Origin of the sequence: Sphingobacterium paramultivorum, assembly GCF_014109745.1 — a bacterium.
Classification (GTDB): domain Bacteria; phylum Bacteroidota; class Bacteroidia; order Sphingobacteriales; family Sphingobacteriaceae; genus Sphingobacterium; species Sphingobacterium paramultivorum.
The window spans coordinates 576744-597201 of sequence record NZ_CP058555.1 but is presented as its reverse complement, the minus strand read 5'-3'; the positions used below and the strand labels follow the sequence as shown (position 1 = coordinate 597201).

Annotated in this window: 13 protein-coding genes; 3 read left to right on the top strand and 10 right to left on the bottom strand. The window is 41.6% G+C overall.

The window, feature by feature from the left end; genetic code table 11:
• Nucleotides 1-16: 16 nt before the first annotated feature.
• A complete protein-coding gene (locus HS960_RS02225; RefSeq protein WP_182331158.1) occupies nucleotides 17-1417 on the bottom strand; it encodes an inorganic phosphate transporter in 1401 nt (466 codons plus the stop codon).
• 473 nt (nucleotides 1418-1890) lie between these two features.
• On the opposite strand from HS960_RS02225, the gene HS960_RS02220 reads away from it, so the two are divergent.
• Nucleotides 1891-3003, top strand: coding sequence for an alpha/beta hydrolase family protein (locus tag HS960_RS02220; RefSeq protein WP_202883738.1), 1113 nt, complete (start codon nucleotides 1891-1893; stop codon nucleotides 3001-3003).
• Nucleotides 3004-3294: 291 nt separating this feature from the next.
• Here the strand turns inward: HS960_RS02220 and HS960_RS02215 are convergent, their stop codons facing one another.
• From HS960_RS02215 to HS960_RS02200, 4 genes are all read right to left on the bottom strand, one after another.
• Nucleotides 3295-4290, bottom strand: coding sequence for a hypothetical protein (locus tag HS960_RS02215; RefSeq protein ID WP_153845754.1), 996 nt, complete (start codon nucleotides 4288-4290; stop codon nucleotides 3295-3297).
• Between the two features lie 18 nt (nucleotides 4291-4308).
• Complete coding sequence (locus HS960_RS02210; RefSeq protein ID WP_153845753.1) at nucleotides 4309-4983, bottom strand: hypothetical protein; 675 nt, start codon at nucleotides 4981-4983, stop codon at nucleotides 4309-4311.
• The gene (locus tag HS960_RS02205; protein ID WP_153845752.1) at nucleotides 4980-5318 is read right to left on the bottom strand and encodes a PadR family transcriptional regulator; all 339 of its coding nucleotides are present in this window, start codon (nucleotides 5316-5318) and stop codon (nucleotides 4980-4982) included. The genes HS960_RS02210 and HS960_RS02205 overlap by 4 nt, the downstream gene beginning before the upstream one ends.
• A 344-nt stretch (nucleotides 5319-5662) precedes the next feature.
• Nucleotides 5663-6430 (bottom strand): pentapeptide repeat-containing protein, encoded by a 768-nt coding sequence (locus HS960_RS02200; RefSeq protein ID WP_153847111.1) that lies wholly within the window; start codon nucleotides 6428-6430, stop codon nucleotides 5663-5665.
• A 594-nt stretch (nucleotides 6431-7024) separates the two neighbouring features.
• Here HS960_RS02200 and HS960_RS02195 point away from each other — a divergent pair.
• The gene (locus tag HS960_RS02195; RefSeq protein ID WP_228280178.1) at nucleotides 7025-8071 is read left to right on the top strand and encodes a hypothetical protein; all 1047 of its coding nucleotides are present in this window, start codon (nucleotides 7025-7027) and stop codon (nucleotides 8069-8071) included.
• Between the two features lie 11 nt (nucleotides 8072-8082).
• On the opposite strand, the gene HS960_RS02190 is transcribed toward HS960_RS02195, so the two are convergent.
• Entirely contained in the window at nucleotides 8083-8340 is a 258-nt protein-coding gene (locus tag HS960_RS02190) for a hypothetical protein (protein WP_182331157.1), read from the bottom strand.
• 94 nt (nucleotides 8341-8434) lie between these two features.
• Between HS960_RS02190 and HS960_RS02185 the strand changes: the two genes are divergently transcribed.
• Complete coding sequence (locus tag HS960_RS02185) at nucleotides 8435-10210, top strand: family 43 glycosylhydrolase (protein WP_182331156.1); 1776 nt, start codon at nucleotides 8435-8437, stop codon at nucleotides 10208-10210.
• 198 nt (nucleotides 10211-10408) lie between these two features.
• Here HS960_RS02185 and HS960_RS02180 read toward each other — a convergent pair whose 3' ends face one another.
• The 4 genes from HS960_RS02180 to HS960_RS02165 form a co-directional block, all read right to left on the bottom strand.
• Complete coding sequence (locus HS960_RS02180) at nucleotides 10409-13252, bottom strand: beta/alpha barrel domain-containing protein (protein ID WP_182331155.1); 2844 nt, start codon at nucleotides 13250-13252, stop codon at nucleotides 10409-10411.
• 4 nt (nucleotides 13253-13256) lie between these two features.
• Complete coding sequence (gene galB, locus HS960_RS02175) at nucleotides 13257-15773, bottom strand: beta-galactosidase GalB (protein WP_159727784.1); 2517 nt, start codon at nucleotides 15771-15773, stop codon at nucleotides 13257-13259.
• 64 nt (nucleotides 15774-15837) lie between these two features.
• Nucleotides 15838-17997 (bottom strand): glycoside hydrolase family 3 C-terminal domain-containing protein, encoded by a 2160-nt coding sequence (locus tag HS960_RS02170; RefSeq protein WP_153847116.1) that lies wholly within the window; start codon nucleotides 17995-17997, stop codon nucleotides 15838-15840.
• Between the two features lie 139 nt (nucleotides 17998-18136).
• Nucleotides 18137-20329, bottom strand: a complete 2193-nt coding sequence (locus HS960_RS02165; protein WP_182331154.1) for a glycosyl hydrolase family 95 catalytic domain-containing protein — start codon at nucleotides 20327-20329, stop codon at nucleotides 18137-18139.
• Nucleotides 20330-20458: the final 129 nt, after the last annotated feature.

Below are 20458 nucleotides of genomic sequence, written 5' to 3'. Positions count from 1 at the left end.
TTTAGATAACAATCAACTAAATAAAAAGATGGAAGAATACAAATAGTAATAATGCCAAGCCAATTGACACGGGTAAAGTAAGTACCCAAGCAAGACCGATGCTTTTGAGTGTCCCTTTATTCAGATTGCTCTTTCCTCCGGAAGCGACCATTGAACCGGCAATACCACTTGAAAGCACATGCGTTGTACTAACAGGCAAACCCAATACGGTACTGATACCAATTGTCGAAGCGGCAACAATCTCGCTTGAGGCCCCTTGAGCATAACTCAAATGTTCATTTCCTATTTTTTCACCAATCGTTACTACAATACGTTTCCAACCGATCATTGTCCCAAGACCTAAGGCGATTGAAATAGTTAAGATCACCCAGATCGGTGCAAAGTCCGTAAGATGTTTCAACTCGCTCAACTTACGATTGAGCTCCAGTCGATTTTCAGTATTGATATCGATCTGTTTATTGCTCTCTAATGCAGCAATGGATTTGACTAAACCTTCAACCTCTTTTCTGAATTTAAAAGTCCCGGCTTTATCCGTTACACTTTTATCCATCAAATGCAGCTTGACTTGTTCAATCTCCTGATTGACTTGCACAAACATCGTTCCCTGAGCGACATTACTGGAAGCAATTGTCTGTAACACGATTTCCGTTTGATCGAGCGTTTTAATGACAGCCGCATCTGGTACGGAATGGTTTATTGCAAAACGAGCAGGCAGAAATGCAATTAAGATCAACATAAACAGTCCTACTCCTTTTTGTCCATCGTTGCTACCGTGAAAAAAACTGACCAATGTACAGGTCAGTATAAGAATACCGCGTACTAACAAGGGAGGTCTGTCATCTTCCCCTTGTGGGATGTGAAAAAGTGCTTTATAACGGACGACATGCTTTAAAAAGAGCATCAATAACACCGCTAGACCAAAACCAATCAAAGGTGAGAGAATCAAAGAAAGACCAATTTCCTCGGCCTTATGCCAATTGACACCACTGCCACCATAATACCAGGTGAAGCCTATACCAGCCCCGATAAGGGCACCAATCAAGGTATGTGAACTCGAACAAGGAATACCAAAATACCAAGTCCCCAAATTCCAGATAATAGCCGCTAATAATACAGAAAGGACCAGGCAAGCGCCTACCGAAACCGGTAGTGCCATTAAAGTATCTAGAGGCACCAATTTAAGTATTCCCATAGCCACGGCGATCCCACCTGCAAAAACACCTAGAAAATTCCAAAAGCCAGACCAAGGAATGGCTACAATTGGTTTAAGTGCTTTGGTATAAATTACCGTTGCAACAGCATTCGCGGTATCATGAAATCCATTGACAAATTCAAAGGCCACAACGGCAAATAAACAAAGGGCAAAAACAATAAGAAGTCCAGTACTAAGATCGGTTTCCCCTAAGAGAGGAATCATGTTGCAGAAAATTTGCATATTATTCTTTCATAAGATTTATGGTTGTCCTTGCTGAGTTTTTCTTACTTGTTGAGTTTTCCTTAAGGAAAACTACCGCAGGAACAATCGCTTCATTCAGCTCAAAAATAATTTCCAGATGTTAACTTTTGATAAAGGATATATTACGTTATACAACACGAAAGAAAAACTTAAAACACTGTTAACGAATCTTATTCCGCCGCTATTTTATTTCCTACAAATTCTCTTAATTTGTGGGGAGCTAACACGGACTTTATAGGGACCTCATTCGGACTTCATTCGGATGAAAGCGAATAAAGAACGAATAAGTTCCGTAGAACTAACGATTGAAAAACGGATCAAAAGTAAATTTGATCGCTAGTTTTTACCCACAAAATATAGACAAACCAAAATCCCGTATAAGACCAACCGTAAAGTAAGAGCCATATTAGACCTTTTGTAAACTTTTTTCAGGAATGGACATAGCGTATCTGCGAAATACCAAGCAGACTATTCGAGAGAATTTTAGTCCCCCATTTACAGCGAAAACAGTACGATTTACCGATTCAAATCCACAGTCCACCGAAAAACACAAGTTTTTTAGAATTAAACCCATTACTTTAGACAAAAGTAAATTTAACACCGAATTAATTATGCCTAAAACTTATTCATTAGACTGTTCCTTGACGAACTATTCTCCCTTACAGCGGATTACATTTAGTACGCTACCTTTTCTCATCGCCATTTATTGCGTTCTTTTTGCACAGCATACAAAAGCGCAATCTTTAGACTGGTCTACAAAAGATATTGTATTTAAGAGTGAGGGTATTAACTTGGCAGGAACCATGCTTCAGCCTCGAAGCGCCCATGCTGCCATTGTCCTCATACATGGTTCTGGACAAGAGAAAAGAATGATGGAGTTTGCCTCATATTTAGCCAAAAACGGTATTGCCGTATTTACTTATGACAAGCGCGGAGTAGGAAAATCTGAGGGGACCTATGCTGGCCCTGAGGTCGGTACCAATAATATCGATTCCGCCAATCTCCACCTGCTGGCAAAAGATGCGCAAGCAGCAGTAAAAGTATTCCATCAGCAGTTAGGGAAAACGAACATTCCTATGGGGCTATTGGGATTCAGCCAAGCGGGATGGATCATTCCTTTAGCTACTAACCAAAATCCTTTGGTCGACTTTTTTGTATTGTACAGTGGAGCAGTTATCCCTGCCCGTGAGCAGCTCCGCTTCCAGTTCTTTACAAATGGAAAAAAAGATTTTTGGGATAAACATACGGAAGCCGATGCCCGACAACATGTAGCGAATGATCCAGATCGCTATCAATTTACAAATACCGATCCGATGACATCACTTAAAACGATAACAACTCCAGGACTCTGGCTTTTTGGATCCAAAGATATCCAAATACCTGTAGGCTTATCGATTGAACATATCAATGCGCTGAAAGCACAAGAAAAGCCCTACGAATATTGCTTATTTCCCTTATTAGATCACAATACAAGCCTTTCGGCATCTCCTGAACCAAGTGCTATTGCATTGAATTGGATTAAAAGTCAACGTAAAAAAAAGTCATAAAAAACGTCATTTGACAACGGCTCATTAGCATAAAATCAAGCATTAAAAAGGCCTAAGTAAAAAACTTAGGCCTTTCTTCAATCAATTGAAAATGTTTAACTCGCTAGGTTCATTCAAATCCGCATGAAGCACTTTAATAATTGTTTATAGCTAATAATGGTATTGAAGCAAAAAGGCTAATGTTTAGGCCACGTTAAAATAGATAGACAAAAAAAAGCACTATAGTGCCGTTTGCGACAATAGCTTAAATGTAAAAAACACCCTTTAATTATCTATATTTTTAAATAAAAATCACTCTTTTTCCTCACGGACGAGAAAATCATAAGAGTACCAGAATTTCAGGTGCCCATGGGAATTAAGGCTTCCTAGACTATAGCTAATGGGATAATCAAAGCTATTCTGTTGCAGTTCAAGTTCATTTTTATAATCAATGACAAGTTTTTTAATTTCGTCCAGGCCTGTTGCGCGTCTAATAAAACTTGTTTGACGTCCACCACGCAGATAAACCAATACGTCGGACCCTTTTAATACCGTTTCGTCGGTTTTCGTCAGAAATTGATTGTACAGCAATTTTTCCAATACGTTTTTAAGATCACCACGCGGAAAATCACTTTCTCCCATCATGATAGAGTGTGTACCGTAGTTGACAGACGAAACATAGTAGGGATTATATCCTGTATTTTTTAACTTCCCAAGTGCATCCTTATTAAAAGCCTGTTCATAATCTTTCAGATCCGCATGGAGACTAAATGTAATATGTTCTCGACGCAACAACAGGCTATTAGCTCTTTTTATCGTGGTGGAATCATGGTGACGAACCAATTTGAGTACACTATCTACGTCAGGGCTATTATTAAGATGGTAGCGTATCGCCCTATAATCGAAAAATGCCCCCACAGACGATTGCTTCAAAACAGCAGGTTCCCCTTTGCTTTTCTTCGCGAAAGCTCGCACAGCATCAAATCCAGGAACGACATGAATAGGAGATAAAGTTGGCTGTGTAGAAGAAATTGTGCTTTTGAAAGGTTTATAATAATTACGAAGGGAAGTTAGTTTTAGTTGCGGTGTGGTATCTTTTAATCCCCAAACTGTCCCCAAATAGAAGTTTTTATCTGTAGTACCATCCACGTAAATCTGGCTAACCGAAAACCCGACGGAACGCCCTTCAAATTGATACCTTTTAGCCATTGTTCCACCACCGACCTCCGTAGAGTCAAAGTCAATATCTTCTTTGTCACAGCTGGACAAAAAACAAATGCTTAGTAACAACAGGAAAAGATATTTCATAATTTAAAAAATTAATCGTCAGCTCTGGTGCAGCACTTCGATCTCATCTACCCGTCGGACAATGGCCTTTAGATTCTTCTCAAATATATACAAAATTCCTAATCCAACATACATAAAAATAAGAATTACAATACGATACAAAGCTAAAGGAATATAATTAACGATCCATTCCGAAGAAACCAACCCGATGATCAAAACCATAATCGGTATCGTTAAACCAAGATAATTGCGATAAACGCAGTATTTGCTCCCTCTAGGTCGATGCCGCAATAAGTATACTGGAATATAAAAAACGAGTGTACCGATCATCCCTAATTTTAATCCCGTCCAAAAAGCATCTGCATCGAGCGGCACAAAATAATAGAACAATGTGAAATAGACGATATAAATTGCACTATGCCAATGCTTGACGAATTGTAAAAAATCAGCAGGAAATTTATTGATCTGTTTACGTTGCAGATTTAATTCATAGCTAGCTGCAATGCTTCCAAAACCTGCCGCTCCAAAACTGGCATAAGCGAGATCAATAGCTCGATTGAAATATATACCGGCATCTGAAGACATGAGTTCTTCTACCTTACAAGCAAAGTGATCCAAAATTTCAAGTTGAACATCAACATAACGATATCCTTTAGAACGAATAAAATCCATCAGAATACCTAATTCCGCTTTGGTCAATTTCTTTTCTGTCATGATACAATTGGTTTAGTGTTCAAGATAACCTGCAACTTCTCCACAAAGGTCAACGCATCTTTCATTTTACTTACCTGAGCTTTTTTTCCCTTCACTGTCAGGGCGTAATATTTTCTTGCTCTTCCATCGACTACTTCTATTGCTGTATCCAGGAGTCCTTCCGCTTCTAGCTTATGTAATGCAGGATAGAGCGCCCCCTCAGTCAGGATAAACTCTCCTTCGGTTAAGAGTTTTACCTGTTGAGTCATTTCATAGCCATACATTCTTTTCGTTCCAGACAATAGCTTTAGAATAATCGTTTGTAAAGTGCCTTTTAATAACTTCGTATCTTTCATTCGTTCATCTTAAACAATTAATTAAATATACCTAATTTTCTTATATATACAAAAAATATAAAAAATTATGATACAGCAGGTTGCATTTTAACCATCGCCATTAGTTATGGCCCTTGAACTGCCTTTTGACTGGACTGCTTCTGCCCTGCTTTTGGAATTAACCGATCAAATTCCTATGAATCGCCTAGTGTTTACCTAGTGAACCAGGTAGACACTAGGTCTCAGGTAGGTGTTTACTAGGAACAAGATCGAACAATGGCAATGACAGGGATAAAGCGAAAAAGCCGCTAGAGCTGGGAACTCCAAACGGCTTTGCACTAACAATTATATATAGAATGATATGATTATCCCGCTTTCAGGAGATCAATAATAAGGCGATCTCTATTTTCATTCAATGAGGGATAAAATTGATTTAAATCAACCAATATGATTGGCATCCCCTTATTTTCGGGTTTATACAAGACATTATCTACCAAGTCCCGACAGAAAACTAACGATTCATTATCCGTGAATACTTCTCTTGACCTTTTGAGGAAACTATTAAAAAAACGTCTTGGATTGTTGATAATTTTAAGATGTTCTTGATTTGGAAAAACTGTACTGGAGAGATCTAGCCCTCGAGAAAATATAACGTCCTTCAATTCCGCATGACCAAAATTTACTAAGGGAGTCTTTAATGGTTTGGCTTTTTTAAGAATAAAAAGATTGGTGGAGTATAAATCTTCTGTAAAAGGAATTCCATAAAACCATGAAGAACTGATCTTTCCTTTAAAAACCACATGAACCAAATTCGTCCCGTCGAAAGTTGTTTTGTCAAATGTATTGTAAAGGAAGGAAGACTTTTCAATTTTTAAATTTCCAATAATGGCTTTCGAAAAATCATTCGCTTCGAATGTACTTTCCATCCAAAGCCCAGATTCCTGAAAAACAACAGATTGAAAGTTACAGTCTACAAAGGTACAGCGAATGAACTTACAATCACGAAACATGGAGTTCATGAAGCTTTTCCCTTTTATCGTACAATCGATAAATGAACAATTTTTTAAAACTTTGTGATTGAATTCAAAACTTTCAATCTCACTTTGTTGGAATATTTTATTAGTCAGTGCCATGCTAAAAATGATTAATAGGCTAAAATTTCATAGTAGTTGCATTGCAAATGGATCTTTAACGGCCAAAATCTCCATTTATACAATGATGACAACGGGAAAGACAAAACGTCCTAAAGAAATTTTGACTTTTTTTATTTTTTTTATCCTAGCCAAAAACAGCCAAGACCTATAAGATCTCCTAGCAAACTGACTATGGGAATTCGCTAGCCAGCGATTTCTTATAACTGGCCAATAGGCACAAAAAAAGCCGCAAGAACGGGGAGTCCTTTACGGCTTACTACCTATGAAAAACATTCACCTTAAGTATAAGGCACTATCTACTATGACAATTAAAATGGTACACATAAATCTACTGCACAATGAATTAGCGAATTAAAATCGGTTCATTCCCTACTTCAAAAAAGCTCCAATCTATGTTCTTGGCATTTCTTGGAACCAAATATAAAGTGCTCGGTCAGAGATTCAACCCACCGTTTACAATTCGCCAAAAATGATTTACGATTCGTCTGTTGTACTATTTTAATCGGCCGGTTAATCAGCCCTTTACTGCTAAAAGAAAAAAAAGTATATTGGTGAACACAATTAAAACTGTTTATGAAATTGATAAAAAATATTTTGGCGGTGCTCGTACCGCTTACCTTATGCAGTGGCACAGCCTTTTCCCAAACCAAAGAGGAGCTTAAAAAAAAATATGAAAACAGCAGTATAGATGAAGAACTCAAGAAGAAGATGGCTACGGAATATGTCTTTCCCGATAGTCTCATCTTACCCCCTTTACACTATACTAATTCCTATTATGTATTGGACTCTGCCGTCAATGATTTCCATTCTATTTCCATTGATATTATTGTACAAGATGACATCCCCGACCACTATTCATTTTACATTTCACCCTTTAATATATCCCTAAACAATATGCCTTTATATTGTGGTATTCAATCTGCCGGTGGCGGTATCAGTGTTAAGACTGGTAAAGAAGAAGATATCAAATTTAATGGCATCTTTTCGCGTTGGTTTGAACGGACAAAAAAGGCTTTAAAAACTACAGGATATTATGCCAGTTCAGATGCGGAGGGTGATTTTATCAGTGTCCGCAATACCGTAGGCTGGCACAAAGGTTCTTATCGCATCACACTAAAAAAAGAAGGCTATATCGCTGGCAAAGCCGTTCCAGATGATATTAACCCTAAAGAAACCTATTTCAGCTGGGGCGATTATGAACATTCCTGGGTCACTATGTATGTCGAAGATTTAAGCACAAAAAAAGTGGTCAATGTAGGGTCCCTAGCCTTCCCGGGTAAAAAGATCCAGATGAAAAAGCACATCACTTCGTTCTTGGAACAATACAAGTATTTTATTGATTTCGCCCAAAGACCGCGGGACCTCGAAGGGTTGAATGTCATCCGATACGACAAATTGCCTAAAGTAACCGTTGTTCAAAAAAATCTACGCATCAATGGTAAATTGGTCAAGCTTGAAAACGTGCCGACTTACCATAACCGTACACATAATCCCGAACAAAGTAAAGTAGCCGGTGAAATCCCTATTCTATCCAAGGATAGTTATAATGCTGCAACTGGTGAACTTACACTAGAAACGGGCGTGTTTGTAAAATGGCCGGAGAAAAAAGACGTTAAGTAAAAAGAACCTTTTTAATTAAGTCCAAAACTGACAATAAACGAGTTTTCTTCTTTTGCGATCCTATCTGACTTATTCTTAAAAGGCTCTCCAATGGAAGCAGCAGCATATAACACCTGTGGTCGTCCGTTTTTATCGAATAATATAAACGGACGTTCCAAATGGGCCAGCACTGTTTTGTGTTGTCCGTCAACCTTTAATTCGCGTAGTGATACCAAAGGGTGATGGGCAGCAGGCCAATGCAGGCCATCTGCCGACGTAATCAGTGCCAAGGCGCCAAACTGTGCAACCAGTTTACCGGAGTGTGCCTTTTGACCAATTTAGGGAAGCAAAGGTTTCAATCGTCTTTATTAGAAAGAGAAAATTATGCAAAAGCCAATAGATAAACCCATAAAACAGCAAACTGTAACAGCGAACAAAAATAGGTTCAGGAAGACTTTTATAGCGGTTCTTTTCGGTACAAGCTCTCTTTCTGGGCTTGTTTATGGACAACGGACCACAAAAATCATCGCTAATCCTTTGGCATTGGAATATCGTTTTATGCCCGAAAGTCCCAGTAGACGGGAAGCAGCAGATCCCATCATCGAGCTTTTCAACGACCAATATTATTTATTTGCGTCAAAGTCCGGTGGATATTGGCGCTCCTCAGATTTAAAAGACTGGCTGTATATCCCTTGCAAAAGTATTGGCAGCATTGAAGCTTATGCACCTACTGTATTAAATTACAATGGTGCACTTTACTTTTTGGCTTCGGGTGGAAAACCTCAAATTTATAAAACAACCAATCCTGATCAGGATCAGTGGGAACCCATACCGACCAAATTTACCATTGGCATGACAGATCCAGCCTTCTTCAAGGACGATACTGGTAAAGTCTATCTGTATTGGGGATGTTCAAACGTTGATCCCATCATGGGGGTGGAAGTAGATCCTAACGATGGTTTCAAACCCATTGGTACTCCGCAAGTATTGATTCAACATCGTGAAAAACAATATGGCTGGGAAGTACAAGGCGAGCATAACGAACTGGGAACTCCTGGTTGGAACGAAGGGGCAACAATGATTAAACACAAAGGGGTATACTATCTCCAATACGCATCTCCGGGCACGCAATTCAGAAGTTATGCCGATGGTGTTTATACTGCCAATTCACCTTTGGGACCGTTTCGCTATGAAGCCAATAGTCCTTTTTCTTATAAACCAGGTGGTTTTATTGCAGGCGCAGGTCATGGACATACCTTCCAGGACAAGCTGGGCAACTATTGGCATGTAGCGACCATGAAAATTTCGGTGCGAGACTGGTTTGAACGACGTATCGGCCTTTTTCCAGCATTTTTTGACAAGGAAGGTCAGCTTTACGCGCAAACGGTATATACCGATCTCCCCTTTCAGATCCCCAATACCAAAGTCGATATCGAGAAGCAGGATCTTTCTCTACCATACAACCTTTTATCTCAAAACAAGCCCATTCAGGTATCCAGTGAACTGGATAAATTCTCTAAAATTTACGCTAACGATGAACGGATAGAAAGCTGGTGGTCGGCAGCTTCGGGCGCTATCGGTGAATATATACAGATTGACCTCGAAAAGAACATGTCCATCCGTGCCCTACAGGTGAATTTCGCCGATCAAGATTTCCAGCTTAAAGCACCCCAGTCTTATTGCTATCAATATGTGATCGAATACTCCAGCGATGGCAAAAAATGGCTCCCACTGATAGACCAAAGCAAAAACAAAAAAGATCACCCGCATGAATTATTTAACCTCGATCGCAAAGTCAACGCTCGTTATGTCCGCCTGACCAATAAGAAAGAGATTCCTGGTAAATTTTCGCTTTATGATTTTCGAATATTCGGTCATGGTTTGGCGCAAAAACCGCAGGGAATCAACACCTTGACAGGGAAACGCAATACGAAAGATCGTCGCCAGATTACACTGCATTGGCTGGCATCGCCGAACACCAAAGGCTATATTCTCCGTTGGGGCATTAAATCCGATAAATTATACAATGCAATCGTGGTCTATGAAAACAAATTTGACGGCCGTAGTTTCAACAGCGATCAGGACTACTATTTTTCGGTGGAGGCTTTTAATGAAAATGGTCATTCAGAACAGCGCAAAAAATTGCTCCATATTGAATAACGTATAGCATGGCTTATCCCATTGCGTAAACGACGACAAACCTGATCCGACAAGACACATATGGTAAACTCTTGTCAATCAGATAAAGTCGCACACAAAATAACACGTAAGTCAAGTCAAAAAAAAGTCTTCTCATCATTGTGATGAGAAGACTCTTTAAAAAATTGAAATCTTGATCCGAAACGTTCACCGAACGACTTACTTAATGACAAACCAAGTTTGACTTTTTGCCGGTATATTGACCTCAAAGATCGCTTCGGAGGCTGCATTTAATGGCATTGTCCTACTGTTTTGATCTTGCTCAACCACTTGTACATTTCCTGTCAGTCCGGTATAGTACAAGTTGACCTTAATTTTTCGTTTTATCGCTTCGTCCAATGGGTTATAGATCATTAATAATCCTTTTTCTTTCCCCGCCGGATTCACGTGCAAAATAGCATCATAATCCATCCCGTCAGGACGTCTCACATGGATAATATCACTGTCCAAAACTTCGCGGTGTTTCTTGTAAAAATTCACCCATTTGGCCACTACGTTTTTCGTCTCTGGGGAGTCATAAAGCTGTGGTCCACGATAACAAGCCTGTACACCTGCACCAAACAAGTTGGCTAGCCGTTGCTCGTAATGTGGCAGGTGATCCTTCAAAGGCTCGATCGTCGCCTCTTTGCCTCCACCTTGATATTCTACCAAAGGGACAAACATCCAGCCCATAGACGGCGCCTTTGCCCAGGTACCATCAAAAATATTCTGTCTTTCCACAATCTCCTGTTGTGCCCTCGGTAAGGACCAGTTTGCCTCACGGTAGCCCATCCCGACTTTGTTGCCGCCATTCAAGAAATACATATCTGGAATATTCAGGTAGATTCCCTTTTCACGGCACCATTTGTAAAAATCAGTGATCCGTTTAAACTGATTCCATTGCGAGTCTTTTTCATTATGATGCCCGGGGTGATCGGTGGAATAGCACCAATCTCCGGGATAGGATCCATCGTGCTCAAATACGCCCAATCCCGAACTTTCATACAGGTTATACAGCTTTTTGAAGTAAGCCTGCCCCCATTCACTCTCAATACAGGGTGAGCTTCCAAAGCGAGGATGCATGCCTTCAGGTAGCACAATGTCATTTTTTGCATCAATATGCCGACTGGCAAGGAGCGAATAGCCTCCAAGTTCAATTCCTTTGCTATGTGCATAGTCAGCAAGCTCTTTCATGCGTTTAATATTCTCCGGAGAATCATCTTCGGCATTGAATCCAGACCAAAAGGTCATAATCACCATTTCAAAACCAACTTCCGCTGCTTGATCAATTGCCTTTTTCACCGACTCGTTATCCGAACTCCGTACATGCATCAATATCGGATTTTCAGTTGCCCATGGCGCCATAGAGCGCAGCATTTTTCGGTATCCAAGGCTCTTACGTTCGCGTTCCCAGCTATCGTTCAACAGCTCCCAAACCCGATAACTTGCAAATTTCCCACCGGCAGCAACCTGTTGTTCAGGTCCCATTTTAGGTGCAACTTCCAACAGACATGGTGTCTCCCGATCGTAATGGACCTGTGTGGTATATAGCGGGTCTTTTTTCCACTCCAGACTCGAGGAATAAACGACTTCCTCGCTCATACCGCCAAATGTATAATCTGTTTCCACGGTGATATTAGGGTATAACCAACGGCTTCTATGATCCACCGAACTTTCGGGTTCAAATACAGCCAATTGCTCACTCTTAAAGCTATTAACCACAATTTCCCGGTCCGACTGATTCTGCACGGTAATCCACTTACTAAAGATCGGCATGTCATCATAAAGATCATAATGAACCTGTACCGTAACGTTTTTCATATAAGCAAGTTTACTGGACAGATCGCCTGCAAATTGGGATGGAAAATCACCGTATGCCCAAAAACCTTCTATTTTGGAGCGACCTTCCTTTGTCGAAGCCTTACCATCCTTATTCCCGCCGTTTGGATCCATTTTTCCGACACGGACCAGTTGTATCTTGTCACCTGACTTTAGTGGAAGATGACCAACAGTACGCCATTGTTGTCCGTCCAAAGAGGCTTGTGCCAATAATTCCTTATCCGCTATTTCATATCTAAACCATAGCTGATCTGCTTTACCAACTTCGAAAGTTCCGTTATCGCGTTTGCCATCAAAAAAAACAACCTTGCCTTCGCTTGCTCGCCAATAAAGTCTGGGACTACCATTCGTTAGGGTCAGTCCAAAACCCAATCCCCAATCGTTGGATTGATCAGTACCTTTATTCATCTTGGCTACGAGTACCTTTGCCTCTTGAGGAATTGTTCTTTCAGCGAACACAGCAGCATTTTCCAGTGCCATAATTTCGCCCACTTTTCCTTCATTGACAAAGGAATTACGCTCATGTGATTTTGAAACCATCAACTTCCATCCGGAATTTAGCTGCTGAAATTTATCTTCCAACAGCAATGCCCTGTTTTGGTCACTTTTGCTCTTTGCGGCAAGCGCATCGATCGCCTGCTGATCCAATGTATAGGTAAATGTCAGCTCTTTGCCCGGCACAGGCCAAGGCATATCTTTAGGCATCCAGTTTGGTCTCTTTTTCCAGCCAAAACGGGGTTTTGTATCTTCAATTTTATAGTCATGGAATTTAAAGGCCATGGGATCTGCCTTTAAACCCGGGATCCATTCTTTCAGTAAATAATTATGTACTTTCTGTCCTTCCAATCCGCCGACATCAAAGGTAAACCCATCGATTGTTACGCTGGCTTCAGGTCGAATTGACCGTAGAAATGCTGTATTTCCAGTCAATTCATCCAAACCAATACTGGCCACATTTGGAAAAGTCGTAAATGTACGGCTGACCAAACCATTGGAAAAGACCAAATGACCTTCTTTCGTCTTGAAAAGCCCTGCTTTCGCCTGGGGAGTCCCTATTAACCAGTCTCCAGACAGGCTGTTGCTTTCTTTGCTAAATAGCGGCAGCTGCTGACTATAGCTCTGCTTTGCCTGGCCCAATACGCCCAATAGACACAGGATATAGAGTTGTTTTTTAAAGTAATTCATCTTTTTATTTTGCCAATACCTGTACAGTAGCCACTTTCAAACCCTTACTCGATGCGTTGATTCGGATTGCACCCTGCGCTCCTTTTTTTGCTTTTACGATGACCAATGCCATTCCATTATACGCTTTACGCGAATGACTTTGGAACGAGGTAAAATCAATTGCATTTCCATTATCTGTGGATACAATTTCACCTGCACCTTCGACCGAAAAATCAATCAACGCCTCCGATTGAGGCACCAAGGTTCCCTTTTTATCAGTCACTTTTACCGACACAAAAACAAGTTCTGAGCGTCCGCCATCGATCGTCGCACGATCTGCTTCCATCTGGAGTTTTTCAGCCTTTCCAGCGGTTTGGATTTCTGCTTTGGACCATTCCTTGCCGTCTTTGTAAGCAATTACCTTAACCGTTCCCGGTTCGAAACGCACACTATCCCATTGCAACCGAAAATCCTGTCCCGCAACCTTCTTCTTACGTCCTTGACTTTTTCCATTGACAAAAAGTTCTGCTTCTGTACCGGAGGTATACACATGTACCGGTGTAATCTCCCCTTTTCTGCTTGTCCATGTCCAATGTGGCAGGATATGCGTCACTGGTAAGTCTGGTCGCCAATGGGATTGATAGAGGTAAAACCGATCTTTTGGAAAACCTGCAAGGTCTATAATACCGAAATAGCTGCTCCTTGAAGGTGGATTTTTCTTCTTCAATTCTTCCAATGCGGCTTCCAATTCAGCACGTTTCGCAGGATCCGTTCTAAAATTCAACAAATTGGTCTCCGCCGAATTATAAGGTGTCGGTTCGCCCAGATAATCAAAACCTGTCCAAACGTATTCTCCCAACAAGTTTGGATACTGAGCCAATATCCGGAACTGTGCATCCGGTGAACAGCCCCATCCCGGAGCAGCACGATCGTAAGAGGTGACCTGCCAGCCATCGTAATCGGTTCCAAAAAAATATTCTCCGCGGGAGGAAACACAGGAAGAAGTTTCACTGCCCAAAGTCGGCATATTCTGATAACGCGCATCTTTATCCCAACGCCCCTGTTGACTGAAGAAATAATTCACGCCCATGATATCCAAAGCGGTTGCAGCGCCCGATTCACGGCCGCCATCCGGGTCATTATAACCATTGGAAACTGGTCGTGTTGGATCTGCCCGACGAATAATATCGGCCAGATGCCTAGTCATGTTGACATCCTGTTGTTCAAGCACCTCATTACCAATGGACCATATAAATACCGACGGATGATTTCGGTCGCGGTGTACCATGGCCAGTAGATCGCGTTCATGCCACTCATCGTACAATTTATTATAATCTTTTGCGCGCTTACCTGTACGCCAAGCGTCAAAAGCTTCATCCCAAATTAAAATCCCCATTTTATCAGCCAACTCCAATAATTCTGGTGCTGGTGGGTTGTGCGAAGTGCGCAGGGAATTCATACCCATGGCCTGTAACATTTTGAGCTGACGCTCCAAGGCACTTTTATTAAAGGCAGCCCCTAATGATCCCAAATCATGATGGTTACACACCCCTTTTATATCTACACGACGGCCGTTTAACTTGAAGCCTTCATTTGCTGTGAATGCGATAGTCCGTACACCAAAAGGACTGTAATAAGTATCGCTTGTTTGGCCATCAACGATGACTTCGATCTTTTCTACATAACGATTTGGCGATAGAATATCCCATCGTTTCGGTTGATTGATACGCGTTTCAAGATTCAGTTTGCCACTTGCATTGGCATGAAGGTCTACAAATCCACTGGCGGTAGCCACCTGTTTTCCAGGTTTATCTTGAGCATCTAACTCAAAATAAGTCGCTTTGACCTCAGCATGTACTGAAAAAAAACGAAAGTTATCCAACGTCACTTCATTCATCACCGTTGCATATTGATCGTTGACAACAGGTGTTGTAATAGCGGTTCCCCAATGTGCAACATGCACGGCCGAAGTACGTACCATCCATACGTGGCGATAGATTCCAGCTCCGCTATACCACCTTGATTCCCAATTTTCGGTATCCAAACGTACCGCCAGAACATTCTCAGCATCTTTTTTTAGGTAAGGTGTCAAGTCCATACGAAAAGAACTATACCCATAAGGCCAAGTTCCCACATAACGGCCATTTAACCAAATTTTAGCATTCGCCATGGCTCCATCAAAATCCAGATAAACACGCTCTCCAACTTGAAGGTTTTCGACTTTAAAATGTTTTCTGTACCAGCCTATTCCTTTATAAGGCAGCTTTCCGGATTCACTGGCCAACTCAATACGGAATGGCCCTTCGATAGCCCAATCATGCGGTAGATCCAAGCTACGCCAAGTATCATCATTACATTCGGTCTTATGCAAATCATTAGGTTCAGCCAATTGATTGCCATCAGCCTGCAAACCAAAGCGGGAAAACTTCCAGTCCCGATCAAAGAGCGCTACACGCGCATTTCCCATGCGTGTAATTTCCTGCTGTTGTCCAAATAAGGAGAAGGATAACATGGCGAGGAACATTCCGAAAATTACTTTCATTTATTCTTATTTATTCATTGATTATTTAACAGTAAGGTCCATACAAACCTTCTTCTATTTTGCCTTAATATGGTCGATACGCTGTTCCTTGCATTTTAATTTCGGCCTCTACGCCTACAGATTTCCCCGGCTGACCACCACCAACATATATTTTGACAGCGCCACCTTTTTGTATCAACTCGCCTCTTTCGCTCACCAAAGCCAGATCTTCTGGTGTCAAGGTGAAGGTTATTTTCTGCGACTGACCCTTTTTGAAAAATACGCGCTTAAAACCTTTTAAAGCATTATTGGGCACTTTATAGTTTCCTTCTTTTGGATGAACAACATATAATTGAACGACCTCATCACCGTCGCGCTGACCGTTATTTGTCACCTGTACAGTTACCTGAACATCAGTACCCGTTTCAACGAAAGTAGGCACTTGTAATTGTTTATAGTCAAACTTCGTATAGCTCAGGCCGTAACCAAATGGATAACGCACCTCCCCCCTAAAATAACGATAGGTGCGGTTTGCCATGGAGTAATCCTCAAAATCAGGCAAGTCTGCATCACTTTTATACGTTGTCAAAGGCATACGTCCTGCCGGATTATAGCGACCAAATAGCACATCCGTTATAGCATCGCCAGCCGCCTGTCCACCATACCATGCCTGCAATAGCGCATCTACATGCTGTGATTCCCAATCGAAGCTCATCACTGATCCCGACATATTGACCAATACAAGTGGTTTCCCTGTTTTTTTCAGTTCTTTTAAAAGTGCCGTCTGCACTTCAGGAGAAGCCATAGTCGATCGGTCTCCATTCACAAAAGCACCATAACCCGCTGCACCAGCATCACCAGCTTCACCTTCGTAGTCTGCCGTTATACCGCCAACGAAAACAATAACATCTGCTACCGCAGCCTTTTTAACAATTTCTTCAAATGAAGGGCCGCCATCGATTTTTTTCATGATTTCTGTTCCCGGAAGATAGTCTATAGCGATTTGCTTTCCATAACGCTTTTGTAAACTGCTCAACGGTGTTACAATTTCCGAAGGCGTACCAAAGTAATTTGCTAACTGCGCATGTCCATTATCGGCATTGGGGCCGATAAAAGCTATTCTTTTTATTTTATTGGGATCAAGGGGTAGCATATTATGCTCATTTTTCAACAGCACCATAGACTCCTGCGCCATTTTATAAGCATGTGCCTTATGCGATTTACTTTCAATAACTTCACGACCAATCTTTGCGTAAGGTACCAGTTCCTGTGGATCGAACATTCCCAATTGAAACCAGATCTGCAAAAGTCGGGCTAGTGAAACATCAATATCCTTTTCGGATAATGCACCTTGTTTTACCCCCTGTTCCAACAATTGATAGAGATTACCACATTCGAGATCTGTTCCGGCCAAAACTGCAGCACTGACGGCCGCTGTATTATCCGGATGTGTGTTATGTCCGCTGGCAAAATCATTGATACCCCCACAATCCGAAGTTACATAGCCTTTAAAGCCCCATTGATGGCGTAAAATAGTATTGAGCAACACATTATTGCCGCAACAGGGCATTCCATCCAAGCGGTTGTAGGCACACATGATCCCATGTACCTTGGCCTTGGTCACCAATTGCCGAAATGCAGGGAGATAGGTATCCCAAAGGTCATAAGCTGAGACTTCTGCATTAAAAGAATGTCGATTATGCTCGGGTCCACTGTGCACAGCGTAATGCTTAGCTGCCGCAACTGCCTTCAAATACTGTGGATCATCACCTTCCAGCCCGCGCACGATAGCTGTTCCGATCTGCCCTGTCAAATAAGGGTCTTCACCATACGTCTCCTGCCCTCTTCCCCAGCGTGGATCACGAAAAATATTGATATTTGGAGTCCAATAGGTCAGTCCACGATAGCGTTTACCTGTTTTTCCAGCTTTGAGATCTTCATTGAATAATGCGCGACCTTCTGTTGCCGTATAATCCCCCATCTGTTTGACCGCAGCCGTATTGAAAGTAGCCGCCATGCCTATAGCCTGCGGATACACAGTTACTTTTTCTTCTGTCCGTGCAACACCATGCAGCGCCTCATTCCACCAATCGTATGCAGGGATGCCCAATCGTGGAATGCCCTTAAACTCGTGCTTCATCATTTGCACTTTTTCCGATAGGCTCAGTCGCGCAATCAGATCCTGAATACGTTCCTCCCGACTTCTTTTTACATCAAGAAAAGCGTAACTTTTGCTTTGCGCCATTGTCACTTGCTTTCCCCCGGCAATAATTAACAAAAAAAGAACATTCAGTCTCAAAAAACAACGGTTAAATTTCATTTTATAGTTTTATTTTCTCAGGTATACCTTTCTAATTTCTCAAACAGCAACAGTTCACCACTGCTTACTGGACAGCAACTTGCAAGTAAATACGATCTCCTTTTTTCGTTGCTATACGCAGGCGATCGCCCTCAAAAGGCTGCATTATTTTTCCATTTTTGCGCCAGGAAATTTTATGTCCGGGCCAAGGATTGTCAAGCATCAAATTTCGTCCTTGCTCACTTAAGATCTCTACATAAGTAACAGCCCCATTGTCGAGTTTTGATGACACGAGGAAGGCGCCGTCCACACGTAGGTTGCCAAATTGCCCATTCTGTTGTTTGGGCCATACAGGAAATAATTTTAGCACCTGCTGATGGATACCACACAACATCTGATTAATGGTTGTCGGTACAGTACTACAATTTTCTATACCATGCGGGTTGTTCCGTTGAAATCCATTGGGATAAGTATGTTGGCTATATCGATGCAAATGATATAGTATACTATCGGCACTGTAGCCTACACGAACCGCTGCAGGAAAAAAACTATTGGTGCCATTGTTATCTGTCCAACGTCCCATTTTTTCGATCGTGTTACGTGAAATAGTAATCCAACGCTGATCACTTTCCAGATCAATCTGCATAGCCGGGAAAATATGCTGTATGCCCAGTGTATTATCATTCCACCATGCGGGTCCCTTTTCGGTATAACGGAAGACTGGTTGCCCCTCTTTTTCCTGAACCGGAAAAGTAGCGAGATTCGCCTTTACCTGTGTCCAATTCACCGCCAACTGACGGTCCACATCCAAATAGGCACTCAAATCGGCAGCCAGCTGCAATGTCTGCCTTACCAGTCCAAGACTTAGAATTGGATTACTATCCCCGACCGTCCCTTCGTGAATTGCATCGTTAAAAATCACATAACGACCATTTTCATCTTTCTTGACATAGTTGGTCCAAAACACAGCTGCACCACGTACATAAGGGTATATTTTCCGTGCATAATTGCGATCATAAGTCGTATAAAACGCTGTAGCCATATTGGTGACACCATAGGACACATTGCTTTTCTGACCAAAGAACAAACCTTTATGCTCCACCTGTCCACCTTGGATATATCCACCAAATACGCTTTCCATGATTGCATTTTGACGGGTTGTTTCCATCCCTTTCGGGCCTATTCCCACTGGATATAGCAATCCCTCTGAAATCCCTGTTATTTCTTTCGAATAGAACTTACCCCGTTCCATAAAGTCGAGCAAAGGTTGCTCATACGAACCTGCTGCAGCAAGATGATTGGAAGAATAAAGCCCATAGTAAGGCGCCATATAGTTATAATTCAAATGATAATCACCATTCCAATTGGGAATCTCCCGCGTAATCCATGTTCCAAAAATGGGTGGGGCAAATTGCGGATCGCGACTACAGGATCCCATCACATAGTGAGAAAGGTAATATTGTTTTTCGATCACTTTATCAGGAATTTCAACATAAGACTCCGACCAAAAATCTGCCCACCACTTTTTATGTTCGCGTTCGAGCAGTTTTACATTTTTCAGATCTAAACCATCCACGGTCTTAAGCACCTTTTCCACACAATTCTTACTTTTAAAATTGGAAGATAAGGCACATACATAAGTTAGTGACTCGCCTGCATGTAAGTTGAAATCAGGTTGCTGCTGTGTGATTATTTTTCCAGCAACAGCAGCCTTTGTCGGAATATCTACCAGCTCCTCAAAGCCTCTACTGATGAATATTGTTCCATTTCCTCTCGTCCCCTGCTGCGTGACAGCTGGGAACAGTGATTCCGCTGGTGGATTATTTTTAAATTGGTCTTCGGCAGGGAGTAGCAGATTAATCTGCCCATTGATTTGTTTTTTGCCTTTGTTTTGAAATTGTAAAATCAAGCAGTCATCTTTCTCGGAAACAAATGATCTGATCTCCAGCAGCGTATCTCCTGCCTGAAAGGTTGAGGTTGCAATTGCTGTATAAAGATCCACATCAACCTGATAACTAGCCTTCTTTAACATTGGAATAGCCACTTCTACTTTACCTAATACGGCAGGATAAGACTCGTTAAATCCAGATTTTAACCGCCAAAAATCATTTCTCGCCAGGTAATAGGTCTGCCTATCAGGTGTACCCGCAATTGCTACTCCTGTACTGCCATTACCCAATAAAGGGGCATCCACGGCTACTTGGGATGGTATCCGTGTTGCTAGTCGATCGAATTTGGCTACATATTGTGATACAATAGCTTTGCTCCTATCCAACATACCTGACGGTATCGGACTTCGTTGAGCCAGACTTTGCCCAAAGGAGCAAAAGCCAAGAAAACAGGTAAAAAAAACGAGCTTAAGATTTGGCGATTTCATGATCATGCTTTACTTAAAAGACGACTTAGG